Annotated in this window: 25 protein-coding genes and 1 tRNA gene; 13 read left to right on the forward strand and 13 right to left on the reverse strand. The window is 58.7% G+C overall.

Annotated features, from left to right (window positions below; translation table 11 throughout):
• Window positions 1-35: 35 nt before the first annotated feature.
• Window positions 36-452, forward strand: coding sequence for a VOC family protein (locus Q0802_RS14195; RefSeq protein WP_298919384.1), 417 nt, complete (start codon window positions 36-38; stop codon window positions 450-452).
• Window positions 453-519: 67 nt separating this feature from the next.
• Here the strand turns inward: Q0802_RS14195 and Q0802_RS14200 are convergent, their stop codons facing one another.
• Genes Q0802_RS14200 through Q0802_RS14210 form a run of 3 tightly spaced genes read right to left on the reverse strand, consistent with a single transcriptional unit; the run spans window position 520 to window position 3,562 of the window.
• Entirely contained in the window at window positions 520-1,545 is a 1,026-nt protein-coding gene (locus Q0802_RS14200) for an ABC transporter substrate-binding protein (RefSeq protein WP_298919386.1), read from the reverse strand.
• Entirely contained in the window at window positions 1,515-2,897 is a 1,383-nt protein-coding gene (locus tag Q0802_RS14205) for a sensor histidine kinase (RefSeq protein ID WP_298919387.1), read from the reverse strand. The genes Q0802_RS14200 and Q0802_RS14205 overlap by 31 nt, the downstream gene beginning before the upstream one ends.
• Window positions 2,894-3,562 (reverse strand): response regulator transcription factor, encoded by a 669-nt coding sequence (locus Q0802_RS14210; protein ID WP_298919391.1) that lies wholly within the window; start codon window positions 3,560-3,562, stop codon window positions 2,894-2,896. Before Q0802_RS14210 ends, Q0802_RS14205 begins: the two co-directional genes overlap by 4 nt.
• A 104-nt stretch (window positions 3,563-3,666) precedes the next feature.
• Here Q0802_RS14210 and Q0802_RS14215 point away from each other — a divergent pair, with 104 nt between their 5' ends.
• Genes Q0802_RS14215 through Q0802_RS14235 form a run of 5 tightly spaced genes read left to right on the forward strand, consistent with a single transcriptional unit; the run spans window position 3,667 to window position 8,277 of the window.
• A complete protein-coding gene (locus tag Q0802_RS14215; RefSeq protein ID WP_298919393.1) occupies window positions 3,667-4,635 on the forward strand; it encodes a tripartite tricarboxylate transporter substrate-binding protein in 969 nt (322 codons plus the stop codon).
• Window positions 4,635-5,123, forward strand: coding sequence for a tripartite tricarboxylate transporter TctB family protein (locus tag Q0802_RS14220; protein WP_298919395.1), 489 nt, complete (start codon window positions 4,635-4,637; stop codon window positions 5,121-5,123). The genes Q0802_RS14215 and Q0802_RS14220 overlap by 1 nt, the downstream gene beginning before the upstream one ends.
• A gap of 1 nt (window position 5,124) precedes the next feature.
• Window positions 5,125-6,630 carry a tripartite tricarboxylate transporter permease gene (locus tag Q0802_RS14225; protein ID WP_298919397.1) on the forward strand — a complete coding sequence of 502 codons (1,506 nt, stop codon included), beginning with the start codon at window positions 5,125-5,127 and terminating at the stop codon, window positions 6,628-6,630.
• Window positions 6,630-7,985, forward strand: a complete 1,356-nt coding sequence (locus Q0802_RS14230) for an acyclic terpene utilization AtuA family protein (protein ID WP_298919399.1) — start codon at window positions 6,630-6,632, stop codon at window positions 7,983-7,985. Before Q0802_RS14225 ends, Q0802_RS14230 begins: the two co-directional genes overlap by 1 nt.
• Complete coding sequence (locus Q0802_RS14235; protein ID WP_298919401.1) at window positions 7,978-8,277, forward strand: DUF4387 family protein; 300 nt, start codon at window positions 7,978-7,980, stop codon at window positions 8,275-8,277. Before Q0802_RS14230 ends, Q0802_RS14235 begins: the two co-directional genes overlap by 8 nt.
• Window positions 8,278-8,341: 64 nt before the next feature.
• Here Q0802_RS14235 and Q0802_RS14240 read toward each other — a convergent pair.
• The 3 genes from Q0802_RS14240 to Q0802_RS14250 form a co-directional block, all read right to left on the reverse strand.
• Window positions 8,342-8,418 (reverse strand) — tRNA-Arg (locus Q0802_RS14240).
• 260 nt (window positions 8,419-8,678) lie between these two features.
• Complete coding sequence (locus tag Q0802_RS14245; protein WP_298919403.1) at window positions 8,679-9,137, reverse strand: GNAT family N-acetyltransferase; 459 nt, start codon at window positions 9,135-9,137, stop codon at window positions 8,679-8,681.
• Window positions 9,137-9,448, reverse strand: a complete 312-nt coding sequence (locus Q0802_RS14250; protein ID WP_298919405.1) for an ETC complex I subunit — start codon at window positions 9,446-9,448, stop codon at window positions 9,137-9,139. The genes Q0802_RS14245 and Q0802_RS14250 overlap by 1 nt, the downstream gene beginning before the upstream one ends.
• A gap of 225 nt (window positions 9,449-9,673) precedes the next feature.
• Here Q0802_RS14250 and radC point away from each other — a divergent pair, with 225 nt between their 5' ends.
• Complete coding sequence (gene radC, locus Q0802_RS14255) at window positions 9,674-10,471, forward strand: DNA repair protein RadC (protein WP_298919407.1); 798 nt, start codon at window positions 9,674-9,676, stop codon at window positions 10,469-10,471.
• A 104-nt stretch (window positions 10,472-10,575) separates the two neighbouring features.
• A complete protein-coding gene (uvrB, locus tag Q0802_RS14260; protein WP_298919409.1) occupies window positions 10,576-12,783 on the forward strand; it encodes an excinuclease ABC subunit UvrB in 2,208 nt (735 codons plus the stop codon).
• Between the two features lie 32 nt (window positions 12,784-12,815).
• On the opposite strand, the gene Q0802_RS14265 is transcribed toward uvrB, so the two are convergent.
• Complete coding sequence (locus Q0802_RS14265; protein ID WP_298919410.1) at window positions 12,816-13,460, reverse strand: hypothetical protein; 645 nt, start codon at window positions 13,458-13,460, stop codon at window positions 12,816-12,818.
• Window positions 13,461-13,742: 282 nt separating this feature from the next.
• Here Q0802_RS14265 and Q0802_RS14270 point away from each other — a divergent pair, with 282 nt between their 5' ends.
• A complete protein-coding gene (locus Q0802_RS14270) occupies window positions 13,743-14,081 on the forward strand; it encodes an EamA family transporter (protein ID WP_298919411.1) in 339 nt (112 codons plus the stop codon).
• Here the strand turns inward: Q0802_RS14270 and Q0802_RS14275 are convergent.
• Window positions 14,078-14,314 (reverse strand): zf-TFIIB domain-containing protein, encoded by a 237-nt coding sequence (locus tag Q0802_RS14275; protein ID WP_298919412.1) that lies wholly within the window; start codon window positions 14,312-14,314, stop codon window positions 14,078-14,080. The genes Q0802_RS14270 and Q0802_RS14275 overlap by 4 nt on opposite strands.
• A 147-nt stretch (window positions 14,315-14,461) precedes the next feature.
• Between Q0802_RS14275 and Q0802_RS14280 the strand changes: the two genes are divergently transcribed.
• The gene (locus tag Q0802_RS14280; RefSeq protein ID WP_298919414.1) at window positions 14,462-14,887 is read left to right on the forward strand and encodes a hypothetical protein; all 426 of its coding nucleotides are present in this window, start codon (window positions 14,462-14,464) and stop codon (window positions 14,885-14,887) included.
• Window positions 14,888-14,968: 81 nt separating this feature from the next.
• Window positions 14,969-15,640, forward strand: a complete 672-nt coding sequence (locus Q0802_RS14285) for a hypothetical protein (protein WP_298919416.1) — start codon at window positions 14,969-14,971, stop codon at window positions 15,638-15,640.
• A gap of 52 nt (window positions 15,641-15,692) precedes the next feature.
• On the opposite strand, the gene Q0802_RS14290 is transcribed toward Q0802_RS14285, so the two are convergent.
• The 3 genes from Q0802_RS14290 to Q0802_RS14300 form a co-directional block, all read right to left on the reverse strand.
• Entirely contained in the window at window positions 15,693-17,345 is a 1,653-nt protein-coding gene (locus Q0802_RS14290; RefSeq protein WP_298919418.1) for a glycosyl hydrolase family 28-related protein, read from the reverse strand.
• A 90-nt stretch (window positions 17,346-17,435) separates the two neighbouring features.
• Window positions 17,436-17,828, reverse strand: coding sequence for a DUF4864 domain-containing protein (locus Q0802_RS14295; protein WP_298919649.1), 393 nt, complete (start codon window positions 17,826-17,828; stop codon window positions 17,436-17,438).
• Between the two features lie 68 nt (window positions 17,829-17,896).
• Window positions 17,897-19,480, reverse strand: coding sequence for a lysine--tRNA ligase (locus Q0802_RS14300; protein ID WP_298919421.1), 1,584 nt, complete (start codon window positions 19,478-19,480; stop codon window positions 17,897-17,899).
• Window positions 19,481-19,590: 110 nt separating this feature from the next.
• Here Q0802_RS14300 and Q0802_RS14305 point away from each other — a divergent pair, with 110 nt between their 5' ends.
• Both Q0802_RS14305 and Q0802_RS14310 read left to right on the forward strand, forming a co-directional pair.
• Entirely contained in the window at window positions 19,591-20,019 is a 429-nt protein-coding gene (locus tag Q0802_RS14305) for a tellurite resistance TerB family protein (RefSeq protein ID WP_298919423.1), read from the forward strand.
• 150 nt (window positions 20,020-20,169) lie between these two features.
• Window positions 20,170-22,386, forward strand: a complete 2,217-nt coding sequence (locus tag Q0802_RS14310) for an NADP-dependent isocitrate dehydrogenase (RefSeq protein WP_298919425.1) — start codon at window positions 20,170-20,172, stop codon at window positions 22,384-22,386.
• A 55-nt stretch (window positions 22,387-22,441) separates the two neighbouring features.
• Here Q0802_RS14310 and dacB read toward each other — a convergent pair whose 3' ends face one another.
• Complete coding sequence (gene dacB, locus Q0802_RS14315) at window positions 22,442-23,938, reverse strand: D-alanyl-D-alanine carboxypeptidase/D-alanyl-D-alanine-endopeptidase (protein WP_298919427.1); 1,497 nt, start codon at window positions 23,936-23,938, stop codon at window positions 22,442-22,444.
• A 77-nt stretch (window positions 23,939-24,015) separates the two neighbouring features.
• Window positions 24,016-24,624, reverse strand: coding sequence for a nicotinate-nucleotide adenylyltransferase (locus Q0802_RS14320; protein WP_298919429.1), 609 nt, complete (start codon window positions 24,622-24,624; stop codon window positions 24,016-24,018).
• Window positions 24,625-24,634 lie beyond the last annotated feature (10 nt).

Consider the following 24,634-nt stretch of genomic DNA (forward strand, 5'->3'; position numbering starts at 1 on the left):
TCGAAACGCTATAAATTCCGGAGGGAGCACACGCCATGATTGCTTATGTCACCGTTGGGGCAGATGACATCGCGCGCGCGGAGCGATTTTACTCTGCGTTCCTGACAGCCCTTGGTTACAGACTGGAGGAGTATCATGGGGACTTGAGCTACATACCGCCCGTACAACCGGGTCAATCTCAGGTTTCGCCAGATTTCTATGTCAAATCACCCTTCAATGGCGGCCCGGCGACGGCTGGCAACGGAGCTATGGTCGCATTTGAGGCGCGCAGCCAAAGCCAGGTACGTGATCTACACGCCGCAGCCCTCGCTGCCGGAGGTTCTGACGAAGGTCAGCCCGGCTTTCGCGCCTCCTATGGATCTCACTTCTACGTTGGCTACCTTCGCGACCCTCACGGCAACAAGATCGCGTTGTTCTGCAGCAATCCGGACGAACCTGGACGCGACGGATAAAGTGTAACATTGCAGCCATCCGCCCTAGCCGCAGCGTCGGTGCAACCGGGTTCTTTCCCGATCTCCGCTATTCCTGCTCGATCGAACTGGTCCAGCTGCGCAGGAATGTCTCTCTGCGCATGGTGTCGAGAAAGACCAACAGGCCGGGACCGAGCCGGATCGGACGGATGACACTTTCATCTTCTTTGGTACTTGGTGCGACGGGCGGCAACCCGGTTTCTTCTGCAAGCGCAGGGCGTGTGTTCATCCCGGCCAGAAAATCAATCATCAACCCGGCCTCTCCGGGCGCTTTTGCTGTCTTGGGGATGAGTGCCGAACGCAGCATGACGGAAACGAAATCATCCATTTCCACCACCAGCAGCCCCGGCGTGTCAGCGAGCCTTGAACGCGCGTAGCTGCCCAGAACATTGTAGGCCAGCACAAGTTCACCCCGTGCCACATCCGTGATCATGTCACCCGAACAGCAATAAAGCCGGGTGTTCAGACGTCCCATCACTTCGGTCAGGCGCCAGAAGCTTTCCGTGTTGCGGGAATCCTGTGTGGCGAAGAGATATCCCAGCCCTGACACACGCACATCATAGGTGCCGATACGCCCGTCGAAGACATCTGCATGATCGCGCAGCAGCGCAATCAGGTCTTCGCGATTTTTCGGCGGGGCCAGACCCGTGAAAGCCTGCGCGTTCAGGACCAGAACCGCCGGTTCCTGCGTGAAGGCGAATATCTGATCACGCCATTTGGCCCAGCCCGGCAGCAAGCCCGTGGCATCAGACACATAGGTCTGCGCAAGACCGTCATTGGCCAGCTTGGTCTGCAAATCCATGGCGGAAGAAATCGCCAGATCATATTGCGCGCCCTCCTCATAAAGCGCGGTCATCACCTGCGCGGAACTGGCCACGTCGTAGGTGATCGCAATGGCCGGGTTCTGATCCTGAAAGGCTTCGATGATCGGCTCGAACACATCCGCGTCCGCCGTGGAGAGAATGCGCAGCGTCACAGAGCCATTGGCCGGATACTGGCGGCTTTCCTCAATCTCGAAGGCCCCGGCCAGGGGTGCGCAAAAGCTCAGTAGGACGGCAAGACAAGCGAGACGCATGCGCCCTCTCCTTTCGGGTTTTGGGCAATTTCCAGCGTGCCGCCATGGGCGCGGGCCACATCCTGCACAATCGTCAACCCCAGACCGGAGCCCACCACATCCTCCACGTTGGACCCCCGCGAAAAACGGTCCGGCAGGCGCGCGATGTCCTGCGCCTCAAAACCGCGGCCCTGATCGCAGAAATGCAACCGGCAGGGCGACCCGGGCGTCAGACGCACGGTGATGTCCGTATCGGCGGGCGAATATTTGATCGCATTGTCGAGAATATTGCGCACCGCATTCTGCAACAGGATCGGATCGCCCTGCACCCGCAGGGGCGTGTCGGGCAGATGCAGGTTGATCGCGATGTCCTTCAGTTCCGCGGTGGGCGACAGGCGATGAATGGCATCGCGCAACAGTTCCGCAGGGTCGATCTCTTCGGTTTCCAACTGGTCGGAGCGCAGGGTGACCATCGCGTGGTCCAGAAGCTGCCCAGCAGAGCGCGAGCTTTCATCCACCGCCCGGATCATTTGCCGCAGGGCCGCACGGTTTTCCGGTTTCTCCATTTGCAGATGCACCACTTCGGCCTGGGTGCGTACGGTGGCCAGCGGGGTGCGCACGCGGTGCGCAGCCTCGACAATCAGATCTTCGGAGCGGGTCAGCGCCGAGCCGAGCCGCGCGATAAAGCCGTTGAGCCCGCCCACAAGGGGCGCAAGTTCAGTGGGGGTTTCGGCCGTGACCGGGCGCAGATCCTTGGGGCCACGCCGGGCCACGGCTTCGGCCAAACGGTTGAGCGGGGAGAGCGCGTTTTGCGCGGCAAAGGCGCTGAGTGCTGTGGCCACCAGAAAGAACGCCACGCCGATGGCCGTGGCAATGGTGGTGATACGCGAGGAAATCGCGGCCAGTCCCAGACGGGTCTGGGCGACCACAACCTGCACGCGGCGCGCCTGATTGGCAGCACTGAGCGCGCGGGTGACCACCACGGCGCGGAACGTATCATCGCGGTAACCATAGGTCGCAAAAGCAGGCCCACGCGCGCGCGCGCGCCCTTCGGGCACGGGCAGATCATCATAACCTGTGAGCGTGCGCCCATCGACAATCACCCGATAAAATACCCGGTCTTCGGAGACCGTGCCCAGCATCGACAGCGCCGAATAAGGGATTTCCACACGAATTTCGCCCGCGTCCGAATAGACCGCATCGGCAATAGAGGTGGCGGAGGCAGCCAGAATATTGTCTTGCGTGGCCTCCGTCGCGCGCTCCGCCACAACCCGGAGCGAAAAGAAAAACGCCACCGACAGGAGGGCTGCGACAAGCGCCAGCTGACCCACCAGCCGCCGCCTGATTGAGCCCGGAGAGCCCGCAGCGCTCATCCGCGTTTCACCATCCGGTAGCCCAGACCCCGCACCGTCTCGATGTGGGCTTCAGACGCGCCCAACTTGCGGCGCAACCGGCCCACATAAACCTCGATCGCGTTTTCCGAGACGTCCTCGGAAAAGGAAAACAGACGGTCCATGAGGTGAGATTTGGAAAAAATCTGCCCCGGGGCGGCAAAGAAAACTTCGAGCAGGCGCATTTCGCGATTACGCAACTGCTCGGTCCAGTTGTCTGCCGAAATCGTGCCGGTGGTCGAATCAAATACCAGTCCCGCGAACTCACGCGTGTTGCCCGCTGCCCCGCCAAGACGGCGCATCACAGCCCGCGTCCGGGCTTCCAGCTCGGCAAAATCGAAGGGTTTGGTGATGTAATCATCCGCCCCCAGATCAAGCAGACCAACCCGGTCGGAGACCTCCGAACGCGCTGTCAGAACGATCACGGGCGTTGGATCATCCTGCGCGCGGTGTCGGCGCAGAAATTCACGCCCGTCCCCGTCGGGCAGCATAATATCGAGCAAAATCAAATCGTAAGACACGGTCTTCATGGAAAGCTCCGCATCCGCCAGACAGGCGGCGTGATCCACCACATGCCCGTCCAGCGCAAAGCGCCCCGTTAGCGCGCGGGCCAGATCAGCGTTGTCTTCTACCAGCAGAAATCTCATGGGCGGTTTGGTCTTTGCATGCGTGACAGGTTGGTGTCAGGTTCCTAAGGTCATGTCACCACATGAAACGGGTGGAGACCCGTCAAGTCAAATGGGAGGAACCAATGACAAAACGCTTTTTCAAGGCGCTCGCAACGAGTGCCGTGCTCTCTGTGGGTATTGCAGGGGGTGCCACGGCGGCGGAATGCATCGCACCGGCCAACCCCGGCGGCGGCTGGGATTTCACCTGCCGTCAGATCGGCAAGATCCTTTTCGACATCGGCGCGGTCGATAAGCCGGTTCAGGTCACCAACATGCCGGGCGCGGGTGGCGGTCTGGCTTACGGCAATGTCGTCAACGAACGCGGCTCTGACGAAGACCTGATCGTGGCGGCCTCTTCCGCCACAACCACCCGTCTGGCGCAAAACGCCTATGCGGGCATGACAGCGGATCAGGTGCGTTTCGTTGGCGCGATCGGGGCTGATCCGGGCGTGATCGTGGTGGCCGCAGACAGCGACTATCAGACGCTGGGCGATCTGGTGGAAGCCATCAAGGCAGACCCCGGTTCCGTGGCCTTTGCAGGCGGGTCGGCTGTGGGCGGCTTTGACCACCTCAAACCGCTGATGATCCTGAAAGAAGGCGGGTTCACCGACATCACGAAAGTCAAATACATCGGTGTTGACGGGGGCGCGGATGCGATCACCCAGACGGTCGGTGGATTCACGCAAGCCATGACGGGCGACATGTCCGAAGTTGTGAGCTTCCTGTCCAACGGCGACATCCGCGTCATCGCGGTGCTGACCGACGAACGCGTGCCCGGCTTTGACGACATCCCCACGGCCAAGGAGCAGGGATATGACGTGGTCGCGGTGAACTGGCGTGGCCTTTACGTGCCCAAGGACATCTCGGACGCCAAGTTCGACGAATGGGCCGGCAAGCTGCAACAGGTCGCGGACAGCCCCGAATGGGCGCAGGCCATGAAAGACAACGGTTTGGCCCCCTTCACCAAGGTTGGCGGCGACTTCCAGGCTTACGTTGACGGGCTTGTCGCAGACATCGCCACCATGTCCAAAGAGCTGGGAGTGACCCAGTAATGCCATCAGACCGCATTTTTGGTCTGATCTGTTTGATCACGGCAGTCGCGTATATCGCGGCTGCCACCCAGATTCAGACGAACCTGTTTTCCGGCGAGTTTCTTCCGAAACTCTTCCCGCTGATGATCGGGGGGGTGGCCGCCATCTGTTCGCTGTCGATCATGTTCAAGCCTGATCCTGATCCCGCCTGGCCTGCGGGCGGCACCTGGGGGGCCATGGCCATCGCGGTCTTTGTGCTGGCGCTTTATGCGGTCTTTCTGACGCCGCTGGGCTTTTTGCTGCCCACCGCCATCGCCGCCGGTATCCTGAGCTATCAGATTTCGCCCAATCCGCGACCGGCCATTCTGTCCGGTCTGGGCCTGTCACTGGGTCTGTTCGTGCTGTTCAAATACGCCCTCGGCCTGGGCAATATCGTGGCCTACCGCATTCCAACGGGCGAAAAGCTCTGGGACGCATTCACCATTCTCATTCCATTTGTGGGGCACTGACATGGACATCCTCGCAAATCTGGCCATCGGCTTTGGCGTCGCCCTGTCGCCTTACACCCTTTTTCTGGCCATCTGCGGCTGCTTTCTGGGCACCATCATCGGCGCGCTGCCGGGTCTCGGCCCCTCGAACGGCGTGGCGATCCTGATCCCGATCACATTTACGCTCGGCCTGGATGCCACCTCAGCGCTGGTGCTGATGACCTCTGTCTATTACGGCGCGATGTATGGCGGGCGCATCTCGTCAATCCTGCTGAATATTCCGGGCGACGAGCCTGCGCTGATGACGACGCTCGATGGTTATCCGATGGCCAAACAGGGCCGCGCGGGAGATGCGCTGGTGCTCTCCGGTGTGGCGTCTTTCGTGGGCGCGCTGCTGGCCACCATCGGATTGATGCTGCTGGCCCCCACGCTGGCCCGCGTGGCCTTTTATTTCGGTCCGGCGGAGTATTTCGCGCTTTACCTGCTGGCCTTCTGTACGCTGGGGGGCATGGCCTCGAACAATCAGGCCAAGGCAGCGCTGGCGGCCTGTATCGGCCTTGGCATCGCGATGATCGGCGTGGACAGCTCCTCTGGCCTGCCGCGACTGACGGGCGGCAATCTGCACCTTTTCGACGGCATTGATTTCCTTGTTGCCATTGTCGGGCTTTTCGCCATCGCGGAGGTCTTCTTTTTCATCGAAAGCCACGGCAAAGGCTCCTCCATCGGAGTGAAACTGGAAAAGGTCACGATCCCGTGGAAGGACATCATGGCCACCAAATGGACCATGCTGCGCGCCTCTGGCGTGGGTTTTATCGCCGGTATTCTGCCCGGTGCGGGTGCTTCACTGGGATCGTTTTTGGCCTATATGACCGAAAAATCCGTGGCAGGCCCCAATGGCGGTTTTGGCACCGGCGCACCCAAGGGGATTGCCGCACCCGAGGCTGGCAACAACGCCGCCGCCGGTGGCGCGCTGGTGCCGATGCTGACGCTGGGCGTTCCGGGCTCGGGCACAACCGCCGTGTTGCTGGCGCTGCTGATGACGCTGAACATCACCCCGGGGCCTACGCTTTTCACCGAGCGTGCCGATGTGGTCTGGGGTCTCATCGCCTCACTGCTGATCGCCAATGTGGTGCTGCTGCTGATGAACGTACCGATGGTCAAGATTTTCGTGAAGATCCTGATGGTGCCCGCATGGGTGCTGTTGCCGGGCGTCACGATGATATCTTTCGTGGGCATCTATTCCCTCTCGGGCAGCTATTTCGATCTGCTGCTGATGATCGGCTTCGGCATTCTGGGCTATTTCCTGCGCAAGCTGGATGTGCCAACCGTGCCTGTCATTCTGGGTATTCTGCTGGGGGGCAACATGGAGGACGCGCTGCGCCGTGCCATGACCCTGTCGGACGGCGATCCGATGTATCTTTTCTCTTCACCCATCGCTATTGGTTTCTGGGTCGCGGCCATTGCGGGTTTTGTCGCCCCGATGTTCCTGCGCGGCATTCTGAAAAAACCGGAGGCGCATGAGGACTGATGGTACGGGTACTTGTCCCTTCCGGCGCGCTGGGGCTGAATTACGACAAGCAGGCTTTGCAGCGCGGGATCGCGGCGAAGCCTGACATCATCGCCATCGACGGCGGCTCAACCGACAGCGGGCCGTCTTATCTGGGGCGGGGCGTGTCAAAATACGCGCGCGCCTCAACCAAGCTGGAATGGGCGGGTTTGATGGCAGCGCGGGCAGAGGCCAATGTGCCGCTGGTCATCGGCACCGCTGGCACCTGCGGGGCCGACAGCGCAGTCGACTGGATGCTCGACATCACCCGCGAAATTACCGCCGAACAGGCGCGGCCTCTCAAAATTGCCGTGCTGCGCAGTTCCCAGAACCCGGACGACATTGCGCAGGCGTTCGAGGCAGGCCAGATCATGCCGCTGGCCAATGCACCGGAGGTGACATCAGAAGACATCCGCGCCTGTTCAAACATCGTGGCGCTGGCAGGGGCCGAGCAGATCGCCGCAGCCCTGGAGACCGGCGCGGACATCATCATAGCAGGCCGCACCACCGACACGGCCATCATCGCCGCCCTGCCCCTGATGCGGGAGTGCCACGCGGGCGGGGCCTGGCATGGTGCCAAGATTGGCGAATGCGGTGCGCTTTGCGCGACCAACCCGCAATCGGGCGTGATCATGATCGACTTTGACGCCACCGGCTTTACCGTCACACCGCTGGCGGATGGGGCGCATGCCAGCCCCCACACGGTGTCCGCACATATGCTTTATGAGAATTCCGACCCTTTCATCCTCTATGAACCGGGCGGGCATCTGGATGTGACGGCGGCAAAATACAGCGCGGTCGATGGGACGTCGGTGCGCGTTGAAGGCTCCGAATGGGTGGCTTCGGACCGCTACACGGTCAAGCTGGAAGGCGCGCGCCCCGCCGGGTTCCGAACGGTGGTCATGGCGCTGCTGCGCGATCCGCATTACGTGGCCAATGCCGCCCTTTGGGCAAAGGACATCGAAGGCAAATGCCGCGCAAAGGTGATCGAGCGCATGGCGCTTGATGCCGAAGACTTCACGCTGGAGTTGCGCCTGATCGGGCATTCCGCCAGTTTCGGCGCGCTGGAGACGCAAACGGCCACGCCCTTTGAAATCGGTGTGATCGGGATCATCACCGCACCGTCGGAGGCGCAGGCCGCTGAGATCGGCAAATTGCTGAACCCCTACCTGCTGCACCACCCGCTGACACAGGAAGAAGAACAGCCCACCTTTGCCTTTCTGTTCTCTCCGCCCGAAATGCATCAGGGGCAGGTGTACGAATTTGCCCTGAACCACGTGTTGCACCTGAATGATCCCATGGAGGCCTTCGGGCTTGAGGTGATTGACATTGACTGACCTGCGCAGCCTTGTGAGCAAAATCCGCAGCAAGAACGCTGGCCCTTTCTGGCTGACCATCGACATTTTCTGCGGCACGGCCGAAGCTTTTGATCAGGTCTCTGGCGGCCTGAGCACCAGCCGCGTGGCAGCGGTTTTCGGCGCGGAAGAACAGTCCCTCAAACGTTTTGACATCCCCGATTTGAACGTCGTCAAATTCTCCCTGCCCCGCCCCACGGTGCAGGGCGCCATCGACGACAGGGATATGCACGGAGCCTCCTGGGCCGCGCTGATTGGCGAGATTGCATTGTAGAAATTGCGAGTGGGCCTCGCTTGAACTCAAAACAATCCGGCCGCGAATGGACAGGCGGTCTTGGTGGCGGGCCCTGAAGGATTCGAACCCTCGACCTGCCGATTAGAAGTCGGCTGCTCTATCCAGCTGAGCTAAGGGCCCTCCATTGCGCGACGTCTAAACGATCAACAGCAGGTGGGCAAGACGCAGCAATCAAGCCGTCTCGATCTCGCGGGTACGCTTGCCCATGGCGAGAGATTAGAACACGCCCAGCGACAAGTTTGATTGGAAAAGACGCAGGAAAGTGGCCAAAGAGTTTACCGAGGCATTGTGCGCTTAGGGCAACGAAAGCCTGTTTCCAGTGAATACCGTTGGGCCATGGGACGATCGGCGGGGCACCCGCATGCTACCGCGCGCAAATCTCAGATCGTGCGCTGCATGAAAACGCTCAGCGGGTCCTCTGTGTAGTCCCCGAATGGCGGGCATTCGGCAAAACCCGCGCTGAGGTATAGTGCCCGGGCCGCGGCGTGCTCAGGGCCCGACCCGGTTTCAAGCTTCAGCTGATGCAGGCCCAAGCCCGTTGCTGCGTCGATCAAAGCGGCGAGCATGGTCCGCCCGGCACCGCGACCGCGCGCCTCTGAGGCGGTATGCATGGACTTCAACTCACCCCAATCTCCCATGGTGCGAATTGCGCCAATGGCAAGTGCCTGGCCGTTCTCCCGCAGGACAAAAAGGTGGATATCATCTGCCGACAGGGCCTCCGAGGGGAGCACGTGACAGCTCTCGGGAGGCGATTGTGATCGCATCAGCTCGAAATGTCGATCCAACAGATGGGCAACATCCGCTTGCGTGGCCAAAGTGGGCCCGACGTCAAAGGCCATCAGTGCGTCCAGGCACCTCGCCTGCCGGTCGCGAAGTTTTCGCCATACCCGCCGGGACGGATATTGGGTTTGCGCTTTTTGGGTTCCAGCACGTCGGCGTCGATGCCATTTTCGCTGGCATATTCCAAAGCGGCTTCTTTCGTGGCGAAGCGCAGTTTGACCTGGGATTGCGTGTCTGTTGATGACGTCCACCCCATCAACGGGTCCACTTCACGCGAAGACGCAGGCGCAAAATCCAGGACCCAACTATGGGTCTTTGCAGTCCCAGACTGCATCGCCGTCCTGGCTGGCTGGTAGATGCGTGCGCGCATAGCTCTTCTCCCGATGATCCGGCTTTTAGTATATCCGGGATTTTCACGACTGGAGCAAGATATGAAATCCCGCGTGCTTAATCGTGGGGTCTTTGCAACCGGATGGAGAAATTTTCACACCAACCGCAGATAATCGTCATTGTCAGGGTCGTTGTTAAACATTCGCTAACCTAGATTTTCCAACATTCGACTCACTGGCTTCAAACGAGGTTGATGCGTGTGATCATGAGAAATGGATTTTCGGAGGCTGCCCTTCGCGGTCTGGAAGAACTGGAACGTCGGATTCCAAGCGGTGTCGTGACCAAACCGCTTGAAGCCGGGGAATTTGCAAGTGCCGGCGGCGCTCCGACACCCCATTACATTGGGCACAGGCAACGGCTGCGCACGCGCTTTCTGGCCGGCGGACATGCCCCGATGCCAGAGTACGAATTGCTGGAGCTGCTTTTGTTCAATGCCATCGAGCGCATTGACGTCAAACCCCTGGCCAAAAGGCTGCTCTCAACTTTCGGGGATCTGAACGGCGTGGTCGCCGCGTCAAAGCACCGTTTGTTGCAGGTTCGGGGCACCACCGAGAAAGTCTATCTGCAATTGAAACTGGCGGAATCTTTCGCGCAACGCATGGCACAGGCCAAGGTTCTGCAACGCTGCGCCCTGTCCTGCTGGGACGACCTCATTGAATATTGCCGGACGGCAATGGCGCACCGGGATACAGAACAGTTCCGTATTCTTTACCTCGACACCAAGAACGTCGTGATAGCGGATGAGGAGCAGGCCCGCGGCACTGTGAATCACGTGCCGGTCTATCCGCGCGAAGTGGTCAAACGTGCGCTGGAACTCAATGCATCCGCGCTCATCCTGGTGCATAACCACCCGTCCGGCGATCCTTCGCCCAGCCAGGCGGATGTTTCCATGACCGATGCCATCGTGCGTGCCTGCGAAGCCATTGACGCCCGGGTCCATGATCATGTGATCATCGGGAAAAACAGTGAAAGTTCATTCCGGAGTCTGGGCCTGCTCACCTAGAGGCGATCCCGGGCCTTACTGACAGTATTTGTCAGCAGCCGCGAGACTGCCCTTGATCCTGCGTCAAAACATGGCACCTATGGGGGAACCCCCAAGGATTGCACATGCCCTACGCCCAGACTGATTCCTCTGACGTCCCACAAGTGATGGCCAACCCCGCCCCGAATGTCCGCGACCGCCTCAAACTGGAGGGCGGCAAGAAATTTGTCCTCAGCACGGAATTCGATCCCGCAGGCGATCAGCCGACCGCCATCAAGGAACTGACCGAAGGTGTCAATTCAGGCGAACGCGATCAAGTGCTTTTGGGCGCGACCGGCACCGGCAAAACCTTCACTATGGCCAAGGTCATCGAAGAAACCCAGCGCCCGGCGATCATCCTTGCGCCCAACAAAACGCTCGCGGCACAGCTTTACGGCGAGTTCAAAGGCTTCTTCCCGGAGAACGCCGTAGAGTATTTCGTCAGCTACTACGACTACTACCAGCCCGAGGCCTATGTGGCGCGGTCGGATACCTACATCGAGAAAGAAAGCCAGATCAACGAACAGATCGACAGGATGCGCCACTCCGCCACCCGTGCGCTGCTCGAACGCGACGACGTGATCATCGTGGCCTCGGTTTCCTGCATCTATGGGATCGGCTCGGTTGAAACCTACGGGGCGATGACGCAGGACCTGAAGGTCGGGAAAATGTATGACCAGCGGCACGTCATGGCCGATCTCGTAGCCCAGCAATACCGTCGCAACGATCAGGCGTTCCAGCGCGGATCTTTCCGGGTACGCGGCGATTCCTTGGAAATCTTTCCCGCCCACCTTGAAGACCGTGCCTGGAGGTTGTCTTTTTTCGGCGAAGAACTGGAATCCATCACCGAGTTTGACCCGCTGACCGGTGAAAAAACCGACAATTTTGATCAAATCCGCGTTTATGCCAACAGCCACTACGTGACGCCGAAGCCGACGATGCAACAGGCGATCATCGGCATCAAGAAAGAGCTGAAGATCAGGCTCGACCAGCTCGTCAACGACGGTAAATTGCTCGAGGCCCAGCGGCTGGAGCAGCGCACAAACTTCGATCTGGAGATGCTGGAGGCCACGGGCGTCTGCAACGGTATCGAGAACTATTCACGCTATCTCACAGGTCGTGCCCCGGGCGAACCGCCCCCTACGCTTTTTGAATTCATTCCCGACCACGCGATTGTCTTTGCCGATGAATCCCACGTTTCCGTCCCGCAGATCGGCGGCATGTACAAGGGCGACTACCGCCGCAAGTTCACCCTGGCCGAACACGGCTTCCGCCTGCCGTCGTGCATGGATAACAGGCCGCTCAAGTTCGAGGAATGGGACGCGATGCGCCCGCAATCGGTCTTTGTTTCAGCCACGCCCGCAAATTGGGAGATCGAGCAGACGGGCGGGGTTTTCACCGAACAGGTGATCCGCCCGACCGGCCTTCTGGACCCTGAGGTGGAAATCCGCCCGGTCGAGATGCAGGTGGATGATCTGCTCGACGAGGTGCGCAAGGTGGCTGCCGATGGTTACCGCACGCTCTGCACCACGCTCACCAAACGCATGGCGGAGGATTTGACCGAATACATGCACGAGCAGGGCATCCGCGTGCGTTACATGCACTCCGACATCGACACCATCGAGCGTATCGAGATTCTGCGAGATTTGCGGCTGGGCGCCTTTGACGTGCTGATCGGCATCAACCTGTTGCGCGAAGGTCTCGACATCCCCGAATGCGGGCTGGTGGCGATCCTCGACGCGGATAAGGAGGGTTTTTTGCGCTCCGAAACCTCGCTGATCCAGACCATTGGGCGCGCCGCGCGCAACGCCGATGGCCGCGTGATCATGTATGCAGATCGCATCACCGGCTCGATGGAACGCGCGCTGGCCGAGACCAACCGCCGCCGCGCCAAGCAGGTCGCCTATAACGAAGCCAATGGTATTACGCCTGCGACGGTGAAAAAGAACGTCGAAGACATTCTTGCCGGGCTCTACAAAGGTGACACCGACCAGTCCCGCGTGACCGCCAAGATCGACAACCCGCTTGCCGGCGGCAACCTGCAAGCGGTGCTGGACGGGCTGCGAACCGACATGCGCAAAGCCGCAGAGAACCTCGAATTCGAAGAAGCCGCGCGCCTGCGCGATGAGGTCAAACGGTTGGAGGCTGTCGATCTGGCCATCGCCGACGACCCGATGGCCCGGCAATACGCGGTGGAGAAAGCGGTGGACGACGCCCAGAAAGCCTCGGGCCGCAGCACCATGGGCCGCGGCGGGATGCGTGGTGGTGTGAAGCAGAAGCGGAAGGGGCGGTGATGACCTTTCGGGCCGTTAGAGCATTCTGAGAGTTAAAGAACCGCTCTCGGCTTCGGAGCCGTTAATATCTCCAACTCTTTGCGGAAAACCTCTGACTGACAAATTCGCAGAGATTTTTTTACGTATCCCACGTCCGTATAGGCGCGATTTGCCAACGATATTGGATCGGCGTCCGGATCCAGAAGTGCAACTCCGCACTGGAAAAAAGTCGCACCAAAATTTGCTTCCAACTCCTCATCAGTTGGAGGAATGTTCGCTTGACCTTGTTCAGTGGAAAACAACTGAAAGTTCTTTACGATTTTTTGATCTTCGTGGTGGCCCAGTTCGACATGCGCAAATTCGTGAGCAAGCGTAAAATTCGCTAGTTTGCAGCCTTTTCTTGCTTTCTCCAGCAATTGGTTCGAGACTATAAAAATCACCTTGCCAAACAATGCCAAGCTGCCCGCTTTGACCTCCTGAGCATGTGTTTTCGCGTCGAAGGTTTTAATTCGGGTATCCGCATTGTCGTCTGTAAGAATATCGAGATATTCTGTGAGCTTGGCGTATCTTTCATCTTCCAGAAACATCCTGCGAAGAGTAAGGAGTTCGTAAAAGGCTTCCGCTGCTCTTTTAGGCGTAATCGTAGGGTATTGTTTTCGCTTCGGCACTTTGTGCTCCGACTGCTGCTCAATTTTCATGAACATAACACAATGCGGCATTCGGCCATACCCGAATAAATATGGGGACACACAAAAGGTTGCTGAAATTACCATACCTATCCACAATTTGTGGTATTGTTCTGTGGATACTGCGTGATTTGGCCCTATCGTTGCGAATTTGATCCGTTTTTGCGGACACAGAGACGTCAAATCGAATCAGCGCCCCAAGCCCTTTGTGACCTGCTTCACAGCCACCGGGCACGGTCCGTGCCATACTCAGCCGCACGGGTACTTTCCCCGCTGCATGAAAAGGGCACCCCCATGACCCATATGGCTTTCGGATATTTCTTCGCTTTCTTCACCGCCTTCATGGTGATCATCGGGGACTTCGCGATCAAATGGGCGGCGGATGGCGGCCATGGGGTTGCCTCGCACTACGTGCTCTTGGGCGTCGTCATCTACGGGGCCTCGGCGATCTTTTGGTTCTACGCGATGCAGCACGTCACGCTGGCGCAGGCGGGTGTGGCTTATTCGATGCTGACGCTGATCGCTCTTGCGATCATCGGCGCTGTCTATTTTGGTGAAACGCTGAAGTTCCGCGAATACGCCGGATTGGGATGTGCCGTGCTCTCCATGATATTGATGAGCCGCATCGCCTAGAAATCGAAAATATCCTCAAGAAAGCTGCCGCGCTTTTTCTTCTTGTAACCTCCGCGGTCATCGTAGCCACGTTGCGGCTGGGGCGCAGGGGGAGGCGTCGTCACGCTGCGGTCAATGATCTTGTCCAACTCTCCCCGGTCAAGCCAAACACCCCTGCATTGTGGACAATAGTCGATCTCGACACCGCTCCGATCGGTGATGACCAATGTCGTTCCATCTACGGGGCATTTCATAAAGCTTTCTCCTCACAGGTTGAATTCACCCTGTGATATAGGAAGGCGCAGGCCGGATTTCATCCTCTGAGCCGGCAAAATCCAAAGCTGTACGCCGCAAAACCATGTCTTTCTGGCAACGGCGTATTGACGCACTAGATGGAGAGCATGCGCGCTTTTCTGACCTTTCTTTGCTTTGCAACACCGACATCGGCCTGGGAATTCACGCCGGGTCTGCCCTGCCTTTTGACCCACACCGAACCCGGGGTTTTTCTTGAGCTGACGTTTGATCCGAGCAAACCTCTGTATACGATCACGATCAAAACGCCTGATCCCTGGCCAGACGCAGATGTCTTTGGCTTAAGGTTTTCCGGCCCTGCCGAATTGGCAATTGCAACCGATCAACACGAGCTGGGTCATGACAATAGATCCGTCACCGTCGCCGACACAGGTTTCGGAAACGTTCTAAATGGGTTACAATTCAATAGAATAGCGACCGCAACCCTCGGGGATCGGGCCGTTTCGGTATCTTTGCAGGGAGCTGCGGAACCGGTCGCAGCCTTCCGCCAATGTGAAATATCCGCCGGCGCCTGACAGGAAACCTTGGACACGGGCCACCCCGGCGTAACCAATTGTTAACTTTCGTTAACCATGATGTGGCACAGGAGAGCTGCTATGACGCGGATGATTGCGCTGGCCACGTTATTAATTCTGGCCAGTGTGCAGATCGCTCTGGCTGGCCCGTGGTTGCGCGAGAAAGGCAAAGGGTTCGCGTCAGGGTCATTCAACATCACACAAGAAAAGGACACTGCCGGAAGCGCCTATCTGGAATATGGTCTGCGCGATAATGTCACGCTTGGTGCGGATCTGTTTTACGGCATTGACCGAACGTTGCAGCAATCCGGCTCGGGCATCGTTTTCCTGCGCTTTCCCCTCAGCGCCCCGGACGCAACCCATAAATGGGCATGGCATTTCGGGCTGGGCGCGCGGTCCCAAAATCAGGTCATCGAGCCGGCAATTGAGGCCGGTTTGTCCTGGGGACGCGGGATCAAGATTGGCGAACGATACGGCTGGGCCGTGGTGGACAGCAGCATCAACGTACCCGGCTCGACGCTTGAAACCCGGGTCAAACTGGATGGGACGGTTGGACTAGGCCTGAGCGATCACTGGAAGGTCATGATGCAGGTGTTCAATACCTATCAGGACAGCGATCTATTCACGAAAGTCGCGCCATCCATCCTCATCGTTCCCGGCACCGGCAACTATACCCTGCAAATTGGGACAGAGGTTCCGGCGATCGGCGGTGGCGATACCGAATTCAAGATCGGTGTCTGGCTGGAGTTCTAGGCGGGCACCACGATGTTTTGGGGACATGCGCGGACCAACGGCCGGCGGGTCTTCAAATCGGCGTATCGGGCTCTTCAGGTTGCCGGAAAACCCATGCCGATCCATTTTCTGAGGTCTTCAGTGTCTGGTTCCCCATCAGGATGTTATGTGCCCCACCCAGCACCCCGAAATGTCGAACCCCGCTGGCGTAGGACGTGAAAACCCGCACGCCACCAGCATTGGCATTCAAACCCACAACTTGCGCATCGCTGTCTGCGGTGATCTCGCATCGGTCCACCAGCAACTGCGAACAACCCTCTCCTGTAGAGGTCACACCTCGGTCACCAGGACGCGAGAAAGCGCAGTCCTTGAGTTGAAAGGCCTGCCCGGAGGCCGACAGCATGATGCCACTGGCCACGTTGTTGCAGATCAGTTCGATGTCCTGAAGAGCGAGGCCACTGAGTTTCTCAATACCGCTGAAATCCAGCAGATATTTGAACCGGGTAAATGAAAATTCCCGGGGTGTGTCCGACGCTTCCAAAGGTGCGCTGAGCGCTATCCTATGCCGCGCTGGATCGACTGCACGGACATAGATTTCCGGGCCAACACCCTGCGCCTGAACCAACGCACCGACCGGCACGTCAATAATCTCGCCTGCGGCCTCCAGGATATGTTGATCTTTCTTGGAAACGGTTGCCGTGCAGCTGACACTCTTACTGGCCCACGCCTGTGAGCCCAGGGCTTCGATACGGCCGTTTCGCAAGACGCGCCGCCGCACCGGGCGATTGCAATCCGACTGTGCAGCCCGCAATACCATTGGCTCAGCAAGGCTGACCAAATGACCACACAGGTCGAAGCTTTTTTGATCATCTGAATTCAGAAGCGCCTGAAACCCTTTGCGAAACGCAATATCGGCACGGCCAAACGCATCAATATAGCTAGGCAGGTCAAAGTTCCTGCGCAGCGTCAAGACAGCCTCCTCAGGCATCGACACCACGCCTTCAAAGCGGACGTCGGACGCCAGCGTCAGATTTTTGGAAAGGAGATATGTGCCTTGGCTGACAAGCAGCTGTCGACCTCGTGCCGCGGCATCAGCCGCCCTGAAAGCTGCGGTGTCATCGGTGACGCCATCTCCACGGGCGCCGTAGTCGCGAACGTCAACCATGGCAATGAGATCACGCAAAAAGAAACTCGTTACATCTTCGATGATCAGATCATCAACACGAACACGCCCGCCAACCGGACCGGTAAGGTCTATGCCGAAATGACCATATAAAGCGTCGGCACCCCAAACCATGTCCACGCCGGGCCGCGCCCCTGCGCCAACGATGGCGGAAACTTCCACCACGGTGCCCGGTTTCATGACGGTCACTGCGGGTCCTGTTGTGACAACACCGGCAATCGGTGCGCCCCCGGCGCCACCGGCGAAGCCGGCGATACGTACCGATGGCAGCGGCCCGTCCATAACCTTGATGCGCGCGGTGATGCGCAAGTAGCAGCCCGGCAACAAGGGGATTTCCCCCATATACCTGATCTTCTGTGTTTTTTCGACTTTGCGAAGCTCAAGACATACGCCAAATTCTGCATCACTGACCAGTTGTGCGATGTCCGCTGCGTCAGCGTATGTGGCCGTCCCGGGCGTGCCATCTTCGCTGGAATAGACATCCAGCGCCCGCGCGAAGGCGATCGGCATCAGATGCACGCCGTCAGTAATCACCTTGTTCATGGTTCAAATGCCCCTTCGCATTGGTCCTCACGCCAAGGATTATCTGCGAAGGGTTAAAGCCGGATCACACCACCGTTCCCGGCGTTTGCATCACGCGCTGAAATCAGAACTGTCGAGGATCTGAACCCCGTTGATGCGCCAGCCGTTTTCGGTTTCGAGCATCCGGTAATCCAGTACATGCACGCGGCCCTCCCGGTCGGTGATCATCACCCGCTGCCAAAGCGTGGCACCTTGCTCGCGCAACTCAAGATAGCGGACGTTGCCGGGACGCCAGACCATAGGATAGCCTTGGGTCACCATGTTGCGGAAATTCTCCGGGGTGCCGAACAACCGCTGCAGGGTCGGGCTCGCAAAGCCAAAGGCCGTTTCAAAATCATCGGCCAGAAAGGCTTCGATCTGGCTGTCGATGGTTGCCTGTATGTCGGCCTCTTGCGCGGGCAGCGTGGTCGCACACCCCAGCCAGATAAACAGACCAAAAATCATGTTGCGCATAGCGCGCCTCCCTATTGCCTGATCATAGGGTAAGGCGCTTGCGCCCCGCGACAAGAGCGTCAGGTCTCGGAGGCCAGTTCGCCAGCCAGCGCCTGATCAATGAGTGCGACAGTCTCAGCGACTCCATATAACGCAATGAAACCACCGAAACGGGGGCCCTGACTGGCACCAAGCAGCACCTCATAAAGGGCCGTGAACCATGCACGCAGCGGATCGAACCTCTCACGCCCACAGGCGTAGACGATAGACTGCAACGCTTCATCATCGACCGCGCCGTCATAGGCCTCAAGCTGATCCCTGAGATCAAGCAGCGCCTCACGTTCGAGATCATTCGCCAGCCGGTAGGTTTTCTTGGGCTTCACGAAATCATTGTAGTACCGCACAGCAAAGCCAGCCGCCTTGTCCATGTCAGGGTTATTTTCTGCTGATGTTTCAGGCGCATAGCGCTGAATGAATCCCCAAAGCTGTGATTTGTCTTCTGCCGCGGAAACACTGGCGAGATTGAGCAACATGGAGAAGGGCACAAGCATGTTCGACTTCGGAACATCCCCTGAATGAATGTGCCAAACCGGATTATTCAATCGTTGAACTACATCCTGCGTCTCGTAGGCACGCAGTTGTTGATGATACTCGTCCACCGCCTTTGGAATGACATCGAAATACATCCGCTTGGCCGTTTTTGGCTTGAGGTACATGAAATAGGACAGGCTTTCAGTGCTGGCATAGGTCAGCCATTGATCAATAGAAATCCCGTTGCCGGACGACTTGGAAATTTTCTGACCGTGCTCGTCCAGGAACAGCTCATAGCTGAAATGCTCCGGTTTTTTGCCGCCAAGTATCTCACAGATCCGGTCATAGATGGCCGTATTGGTCGCATGTTCTTTGCCGTACATCTCGAAATCCACGTCGAGCGCAGCCCAGCGTGCCCCAAAATCCGGTTTCCACTGCAGTTTGACGTTGCCACCCGTCACGGGCAGCGTCCATTCACGGCCTGTCTCATCATCGAAGGTGACCGTATGGTGCTGAGCATCCACATTTTTCATCGGTACATACAGAACCCGCCCCGTTTCCGGGTGGATGGGTAGAAAGATGGAATAGGTCTGCTGGCGCTCTTCACGCAGGGATTTCAGCATCACTTTCATGACATCGTCATAACGCTCAACCGCCCGACGCAGAATGTCGTCAAACTGCCCGGTCTGGTAAAACTCGCGGGCGGAGTAGAATTCATAATCGAACCCGAAGGTGTCGAGGAACCGGCGCAGAATGGCATTATTGTGATGGCCAAAACTCTCATGCGTGCCGAAGGGATCGGGCACCGAGGTCAACGGTTTGTGCATATGTTCTGCCAGCATGTCCCGCTGCGGCACATTGCCCGGCACTTTGCGCATACCGTCCAGATCGTCAGAGAAACAGATCAGCCGCGTGGGAATATCCGAGATTTGCTCAAAGGCACGGCGCACCATTGTGGTGCGCAGAACCTCGCCAAATGTCCCGATGTGTGGCAGTCCCGAAGGCCCATAGCCTGTCTCGAACAGCACATACCCCTTTTCAGGGGGCGCTTTTTGGTAGCGTTTGAGGATACGGCGCGCTTCTTCAAAGGGCCAAGCCTTGCTGGTCATTGCAGCGTCGCGTATCTGAGACATATCTCACCCGAGTGTTGTGCCCGGCGCCCCATACGCCGGGTTTCGCTCGTCCCTATTGCGTTGCAGCATTGGCGTCAATAATCTGACCCAATTGACCCTCATGAAAGTACATGCCCGTGCCTGATGATCCCGCCCACGCTTTTTCCGCACAAGACAGCCTCGTTGCTTTGATGATCGCCGTCTCTGCCTCCGACGAGGACATCCGGACCGCCGAACTCGTCAAGATTCAGGCAGCTGTCCAGATGTTGCCGATCTTTTCGAGGTATGATGAGGATCGTCTGGGCACCATCAGTCAAACCGTTTTTGATCTCTTTGAACAGGAAGACGGGCTCGACGCTTTGTTCGGGCTGATCCGGGAGAGCCTGCCTGAAAGGCTTTTTGAAACAGCCTATGCGTTGGCCTGTGATGTCGCTGCGGCAGATGGCACGCTGGATGAGGCGGAGCTTCGCCTTCTGGAAGAGATACGGTATGAGTTGAACCTCGACCGCCTGCATGCCGCTGCAATCGAACGCGGCGCGCGCGCGCGGCATCTGAGCTGAGAGCATCGCGAAGGCAGCGCCCAAAAGCTGATCTCAACTGATGTCGGACTCTTGGCAAGACATCTGTGGGGAAAAAATCCGGCGGTCTCTGTGGACCTTCGCGGCCCGGTTGATTAGTGCTTGATCAAACTTCTGAAAGGCCAATGCATCATGACGCAACGCGACAATCCCGATATCGTCTACACCAAAGTTGATGAAGCGCCGGAATTGGCTTCGGCCTCTTTCCTGCCGATCATCCAGCGTTTTGCCTCTGCGGCGGGCGTGTCGGTTGGGACTCGTGATATTTCCTTGGCCGGCCGCATAATCGCCGCCTTTCCCGAGGCTCTGTCAGAAACGCAGCGCCAGTCGGACGATCTGGCAGCTCTTGGCGCCCTGGTGAAAACGCCCGATGCGAATGTCATCAAACTGCCGAACATCTCCGCTTCCGTGCCGCAACTTGTCGCGGCGGTAACAGAGTTGCAGTCGCAAGGGTACGATCTGCCCGACTACCCCGAGGCCCCCGGCACAGATACAGAACGCGCCATCCGGGCGCGGTACGACGCGATTAAAGGGTCCGCTGTGAACCCGGTTCTGCGCGAGGGTAACTCCGATCGCCGTGCCGCGGCAGCGGTCAAGAATTACGCCCAGGCCAACCCGCACCGGATGGGGCATTGGGCGGCGGATAGCAAAACCAGCGTGGCAACGATGTCTTCGGGTGATTTCCGGTCGAATGAAAAATCCGCCACATTGTCGGAAGCTGCGACAGCTCGGATCGAGCTGGTTGATGCCGATGGGTCCGTGAAAGTTCTCAAAGATGCGATCGACTATCCCGCCGGAACCGTCGTGGACGCGACCTTCATGTCCGCAAAGGCGCTGGATGCCTTTTTGAGCGATCAGGTGGCCGCAACGAAAGATGCAGGTGTCCTGTTCTCCATCCACCTCAAAGCCACGATGATGAAAGTATCCGACCCGATCCTGTTCGGCCATGCGGTCAAAGCCTTTCTGAAGCCGGTATTTGAAACCTATAGCGATGACCTGAAAGCGGTCGGAGCCAACCCAAACTCCGGGTTGGGCTCTTTGCTGGAAAGCGTCGCGACATCGCCCAAAGCTGCGGAGATACGCGCGGCCATCGATGTCGCGATGGCCGAAAACCCGCCGCTCTACATGGTGAATTCCGACAAGGGCATCACCAACCTGCATGTGCCCTCAGATGTGATCATTGATGCCTCCATCCCGGCATTGATCCGCGCTGGCGGCAAGGGCTGGGGGCCGGACGGCAAAGAGGCGGACACCAATTGCGTGATCCCCGACAGTTCATATGCAGCCGTCTATGACGAGGCGATCAACGACTGCAAAAAGAACGGTGCGCTCGACCCATCCACGGCAGGCACGGTGCAGAACGTGGGCCTGATGGCGCAGAAAGCCGAAGAATATGGCTCCCACCCCACAACCTTCGAAATCCCAAGCGATGGCACGGTGCGCATGGTGCTGGACAACGGCGAGGTGCTGCATGAGCATCAGGTAGAAGCTGGTGATATCTGGCGCTCAGCCTCGACGCGCCAAGCGCCGATCGAAGATTGGGTGCAACTGGCGATCGACCGTCAGGCCCTGGAAAACTGCCAGGCCATATTCTGGCTCGACGAGACCCGTGCCCATGATGCGGAACTGTTGAAATACGTGCGGCCCCTGCTGGCCAAGGCGGGCGTTGAAGACAAGTTCCAGATCCTCGCGCCGCGCGATGCCACACGCGCCTCTTTTGACACCATACGCAAAGGTGGCACCTCTATTGCAGTGACCGGCAACGTGCTGCGGGACTACCTGACCGACCTTTTCCCGATCCTTGAACTGGGCACCTCAGCCAAAATGCTGTCGATCGTCAAACTGATGAATGGCGGCGGCCTCTTTGAAACCGGCGCAGGCGGTTCCGCCCCGAAACACGTGCAGCAACTGGTCGAAGAGAACCATCTGCGGTGGGATTCCTTGGGTGAATTCTGTGCGTTGGGGGAGAGCCTCAAATACCTGGCCCAAGTCAAGGGCAATGCAAAGGCCAAGGTGCTGGGCGATGCGGTCGATCTGGCGACACAGGGCATTCTGGATCACAACAAATCCCCCAGCCGGAAGGTTGGCGAGCCCGACAACCGCGACAGCCACTATTATTTCGCACTCTACTGGGCCCAGGCGTTGGCGGCTCAGACAGCGGACGTTGATTTGGCGTCACATTTCGCGCCGGTCGCCAAAGCCCTTTCGGAGAATGAAGCAACCATCGTCGCCGAGCTTGCCGCCGCACAGGGAAGCCCCGCAGACATCGGCGGCTACTACCATGCGGACGATGCGAAAACGGCAGGTATCATGCGGCCCTCGGCAACATTGAACGCAATCATCGGCTGAGGCGTTTTCCAATAGGGTCGTCGCCCGCTCTTGTGGGCGACGGCTCTACGCATTTTCAACTGCTGTAGATCGTTCCCCAGCGTTCCAGAAGCTGTCGTTGCAGGCGCCGGGCGCGATTGGCCCAAGGCCGCGCGCCGTGCGGACGCTCTCGGTGGGCACGGGGAATTGTGGCCCGGATACTTTCATCTGCGCAGAAAATCGCAAAGACCATCTCCCGACCATCCGGTGCGGTGATGTAACCGGCTAGGCCGGAAACAAAATTCAGCGTCCCTGTTTTGGCCGCCACCTTGACGGGATGTTTCTTGTCAGGCCGACCACTCTTGTCTCTCAGCGTGACCGGCTTCAGGATCGGACGCAGCAACGCGCGGTCGTGTGCGGCGGCAAGGGCGCGCACCATATCCACGGCACTGACACGGCTGGCACCGCCGAGCCCGGAATGATCTGCAAAGGCCGGCTTTTGCATCCCCAATGCCTCTTTGGCCCAGAGGTTCATCTGTCGGGCGGAAGCGGCAAGAGTATGGGCGCGCCCTGAACGCATACGTGTCGCGGCAAGACCCACCATCTCAGCCGTGAGATTGTTGGAATACTTCAACATGCCTTGCAAAATCTCACGCAGCTCGGGGCTTTTGACGGTGGATAAAACGGTCCCCGCGGGCAATTCCTCGACCAGTTCCGGAGCTTTCAAAACGATGCCGTTCGACCGCGCCAACGTGGCAAAGACATCGCCTGCGTAAAGCCCGGGCCGCCGCACGGGCAGCCAACGCGCACCTTCCTTGCCAAGCGCTTTTTTGGCCACGGTCCACTGATCATGGTCTCCCGCGTCGCGGTAGCTGAATATGGGCGCGGACCGGTCAACGATCTGCATACGTGCCATCTGAACATCGGGCCGGTAGGGCGCAGCGCGCGCATCCATGGTCACTGTGTAGTCGCCCGAGCCACGCTTCCATTGAAAATGCACCCGGTTGTAGTTCAATGCGATGCCTGAAACAGCGGGACTGTAACCCAGATGATCCGGTTGTTCCGGATCAATGGTCCGAAGCGGGCGCAGCGCATTTTCAAAGACGAGGAACCGTCCGCGCACCTCGCGTAGCCCGGCCTCTTTCAACCCCAGTGCGAGTTTGGCAAGAGCTTTTGTATCAAGGGTCGGATCGCAGCCGCCGACAAGAACCAAATCTCCGTCCAGTACGCCATTCGTGATTTCGCCCGCGGCAACAACCTGCGTGACAAACCGATGCGACGGACCCAGAATATCCTGTGCATACAGCGCCGTGATCGATTTGGCGACACTCGCCGGGGCGATGCCCGATGTTTCGTTTCGCGCTTCAAGGATGTTACCGGTTTCGGCGTCGGCCACCGCAAAAACGATGTCACCCGTCACCCGGGACCCGCGCAGCAAGGAAGCAAGTTCCGATACCTGCGCCCGCGCGTCATCGCGCATGCGGGGTCGCAGGGAAACCTTGGGGGCCTCTGCAAGCGCCGGAACGCCGGTGCTGGCCATCAAGCCCGCTAAAAAGGCGCGCCGCGAGAAGAAGGAATTTGATTTACCCGTCATAGGGCGGAGTTAACCTCAGCATGCAGGCGGTGACAACAACAAGGCGCAGGTGCAGCAGATGAAAAAACTGTGACCTGTCAGGAGGGCGCCTGCCACCCTCCTGCAGCCCGGATCGCGGTTGACGATTGAGATACCATCGGAACGTTAACAAAACACCATGCCGGTGCCTCGGCCCGTCCCAACAGGGCAGAAGCGCGCCAGGAAATGCGGGCGGGCCCAAAAATACGGGCGGCGGGGCTCATGCGCGCGGAAATGCGATCACCTGGACGTGCCAGAACACCGATAGGAACCGTTTGCATGATCTGCCGCCAATCCTGCCACAGATGCAATTGCGCCAGATTATCGGCACCCATCAGCCAGACAAAGCGCACGCCCGGATAGATATGCCGCAACGCCTCCAGGGATTTCGCTGTATAACGCGTTCCCAAATGCGCCTCGATGTCTGTCACCTCGACCTTCGGGTGCTGCATCATGACCCGCGCACGGGCCATGCGTTTTTCCAGCGGAGCCGGTCCGCGTGCCTTGATCGGATTGCCGGGGCTGACCAGCCACCAGACGCGGGAAAGGCCAAACCGTTTGAGCGCCTCACGCGTCACATGGACGTGCCCGGCATGTGCCGGGTCAAACGACCCGCCCAACAAGCCGATGACCTCGCCGGGTCTCGCAATGGGGAACCCCCGCCTCACACTGGTCTCC

The organism is uncultured Roseobacter sp. (assembly GCF_947495275.1).
Classification (GTDB): Bacteria; Pseudomonadota; Alphaproteobacteria; order Rhodobacterales; family Rhodobacteraceae; genus Roseobacter.

Bases quoted from the DNA above. Each gene is read 5' to 3' on its own strand.
- uvrB (WP_298919409.1), top strand. From the start codon at position 10,576: ATGCCCTACGCCCAGACTGATTCCTCTGACGTCCCACAAGTGATGGCC.
- Q0802_RS14265 (WP_298919410.1), bottom strand. From the start codon at position 13,460: ATGAAAATTGAGCAGCAGTCGGAGCACAAAGTGCCGAAGCGAAAACAA.
- Q0802_RS14200 (WP_298919386.1), bottom strand. From the start codon at position 1,545: ATGCGTCTCGCTTGTCTTGCCGTCCTACTGAGCTTTTGCGCACCCCTG.
- Q0802_RS14270 (WP_298919411.1), top strand. From the start codon at position 13,743: ATGACCCATATGGCTTTCGGATATTTCTTCGCTTTCTTCACCGCCTTC.
- Q0802_RS14230 (WP_298919399.1), top strand. From the start codon at position 6,630: ATGGTACGGGTACTTGTCCCTTCCGGCGCGCTGGGGCTGAATTACGAC.
- Q0802_RS14195 (WP_298919384.1), top strand. From the start codon at position 36: ATGATTGCTTATGTCACCGTTGGGGCAGATGACATCGCGCGCGCGGAG.
- Q0802_RS14300 (WP_298919421.1), bottom strand. From the start codon at position 19,480: ATGTCTCAGATACGCGACGCTGCAATGACCAGCAAGGCTTGGCCCTTT.
- Q0802_RS14295 (WP_298919649.1), bottom strand. From the start codon at position 17,828: ATGATTTTTGGTCTGTTTATCTGGCTGGGGTGTGCGACCACGCTGCCC.
- Q0802_RS14280 (WP_298919414.1), top strand. From the start codon at position 14,462: ATGCGCGCTTTTCTGACCTTTCTTTGCTTTGCAACACCGACATCGGCC.
- radC (WP_298919407.1), top strand. From the start codon at position 9,674: ATGAGAAATGGATTTTCGGAGGCTGCCCTTCGCGGTCTGGAAGAACTG.
- Q0802_RS14215 (WP_298919393.1), top strand. From the start codon at position 3,667: ATGACAAAACGCTTTTTCAAGGCGCTCGCAACGAGTGCCGTGCTCTCT.
- Q0802_RS14290 (WP_298919418.1), bottom strand. From the start codon at position 17,345: ATGAACAAGGTGATTACTGACGGCGTGCATCTGATGCCGATCGCCTTC.
- Q0802_RS14250 (WP_298919405.1), bottom strand. From the start codon at position 9,448: ATGCGCGCACGCATCTACCAGCCAGCCAGGACGGCGATGCAGTCTGGG.
- Q0802_RS14275 (WP_298919412.1), bottom strand. From the start codon at position 14,314: ATGAAATGCCCCGTAGATGGAACGACATTGGTCATCACCGATCGGAGC.
- Q0802_RS14205 (WP_298919387.1), bottom strand. From the start codon at position 2,897: ATGAGCGCTGCGGGCTCTCCGGGCTCAATCAGGCGGCGGCTGGTGGGT.
- dacB (WP_298919427.1), bottom strand. From the start codon at position 23,938: ATGACGGGTAAATCAAATTCCTTCTTCTCGCGGCGCGCCTTTTTAGCG.
- Q0802_RS14305 (WP_298919423.1), top strand. From the start codon at position 19,591: ATGCCCGTGCCTGATGATCCCGCCCACGCTTTTTCCGCACAAGACAGC.
- Q0802_RS14245 (WP_298919403.1), bottom strand. From the start codon at position 9,137: ATGGCCTTTGACGTCGGGCCCACTTTGGCCACGCAAGCGGATGTTGCC.
- Q0802_RS14225 (WP_298919397.1), top strand. From the start codon at position 5,125: ATGGACATCCTCGCAAATCTGGCCATCGGCTTTGGCGTCGCCCTGTCG.
- Q0802_RS14220 (WP_298919395.1), top strand. From the start codon at position 4,635: ATGCCATCAGACCGCATTTTTGGTCTGATCTGTTTGATCACGGCAGTC.
- Q0802_RS14285 (WP_298919416.1), top strand. From the start codon at position 14,969: ATGACGCGGATGATTGCGCTGGCCACGTTATTAATTCTGGCCAGTGTG.
- Q0802_RS14310 (WP_298919425.1), top strand. From the start codon at position 20,170: ATGACGCAACGCGACAATCCCGATATCGTCTACACCAAAGTTGATGAA.
- Q0802_RS14210 (WP_298919391.1), bottom strand. From the start codon at position 3,562: ATGAGATTTCTGCTGGTAGAAGACAACGCTGATCTGGCCCGCGCGCTA.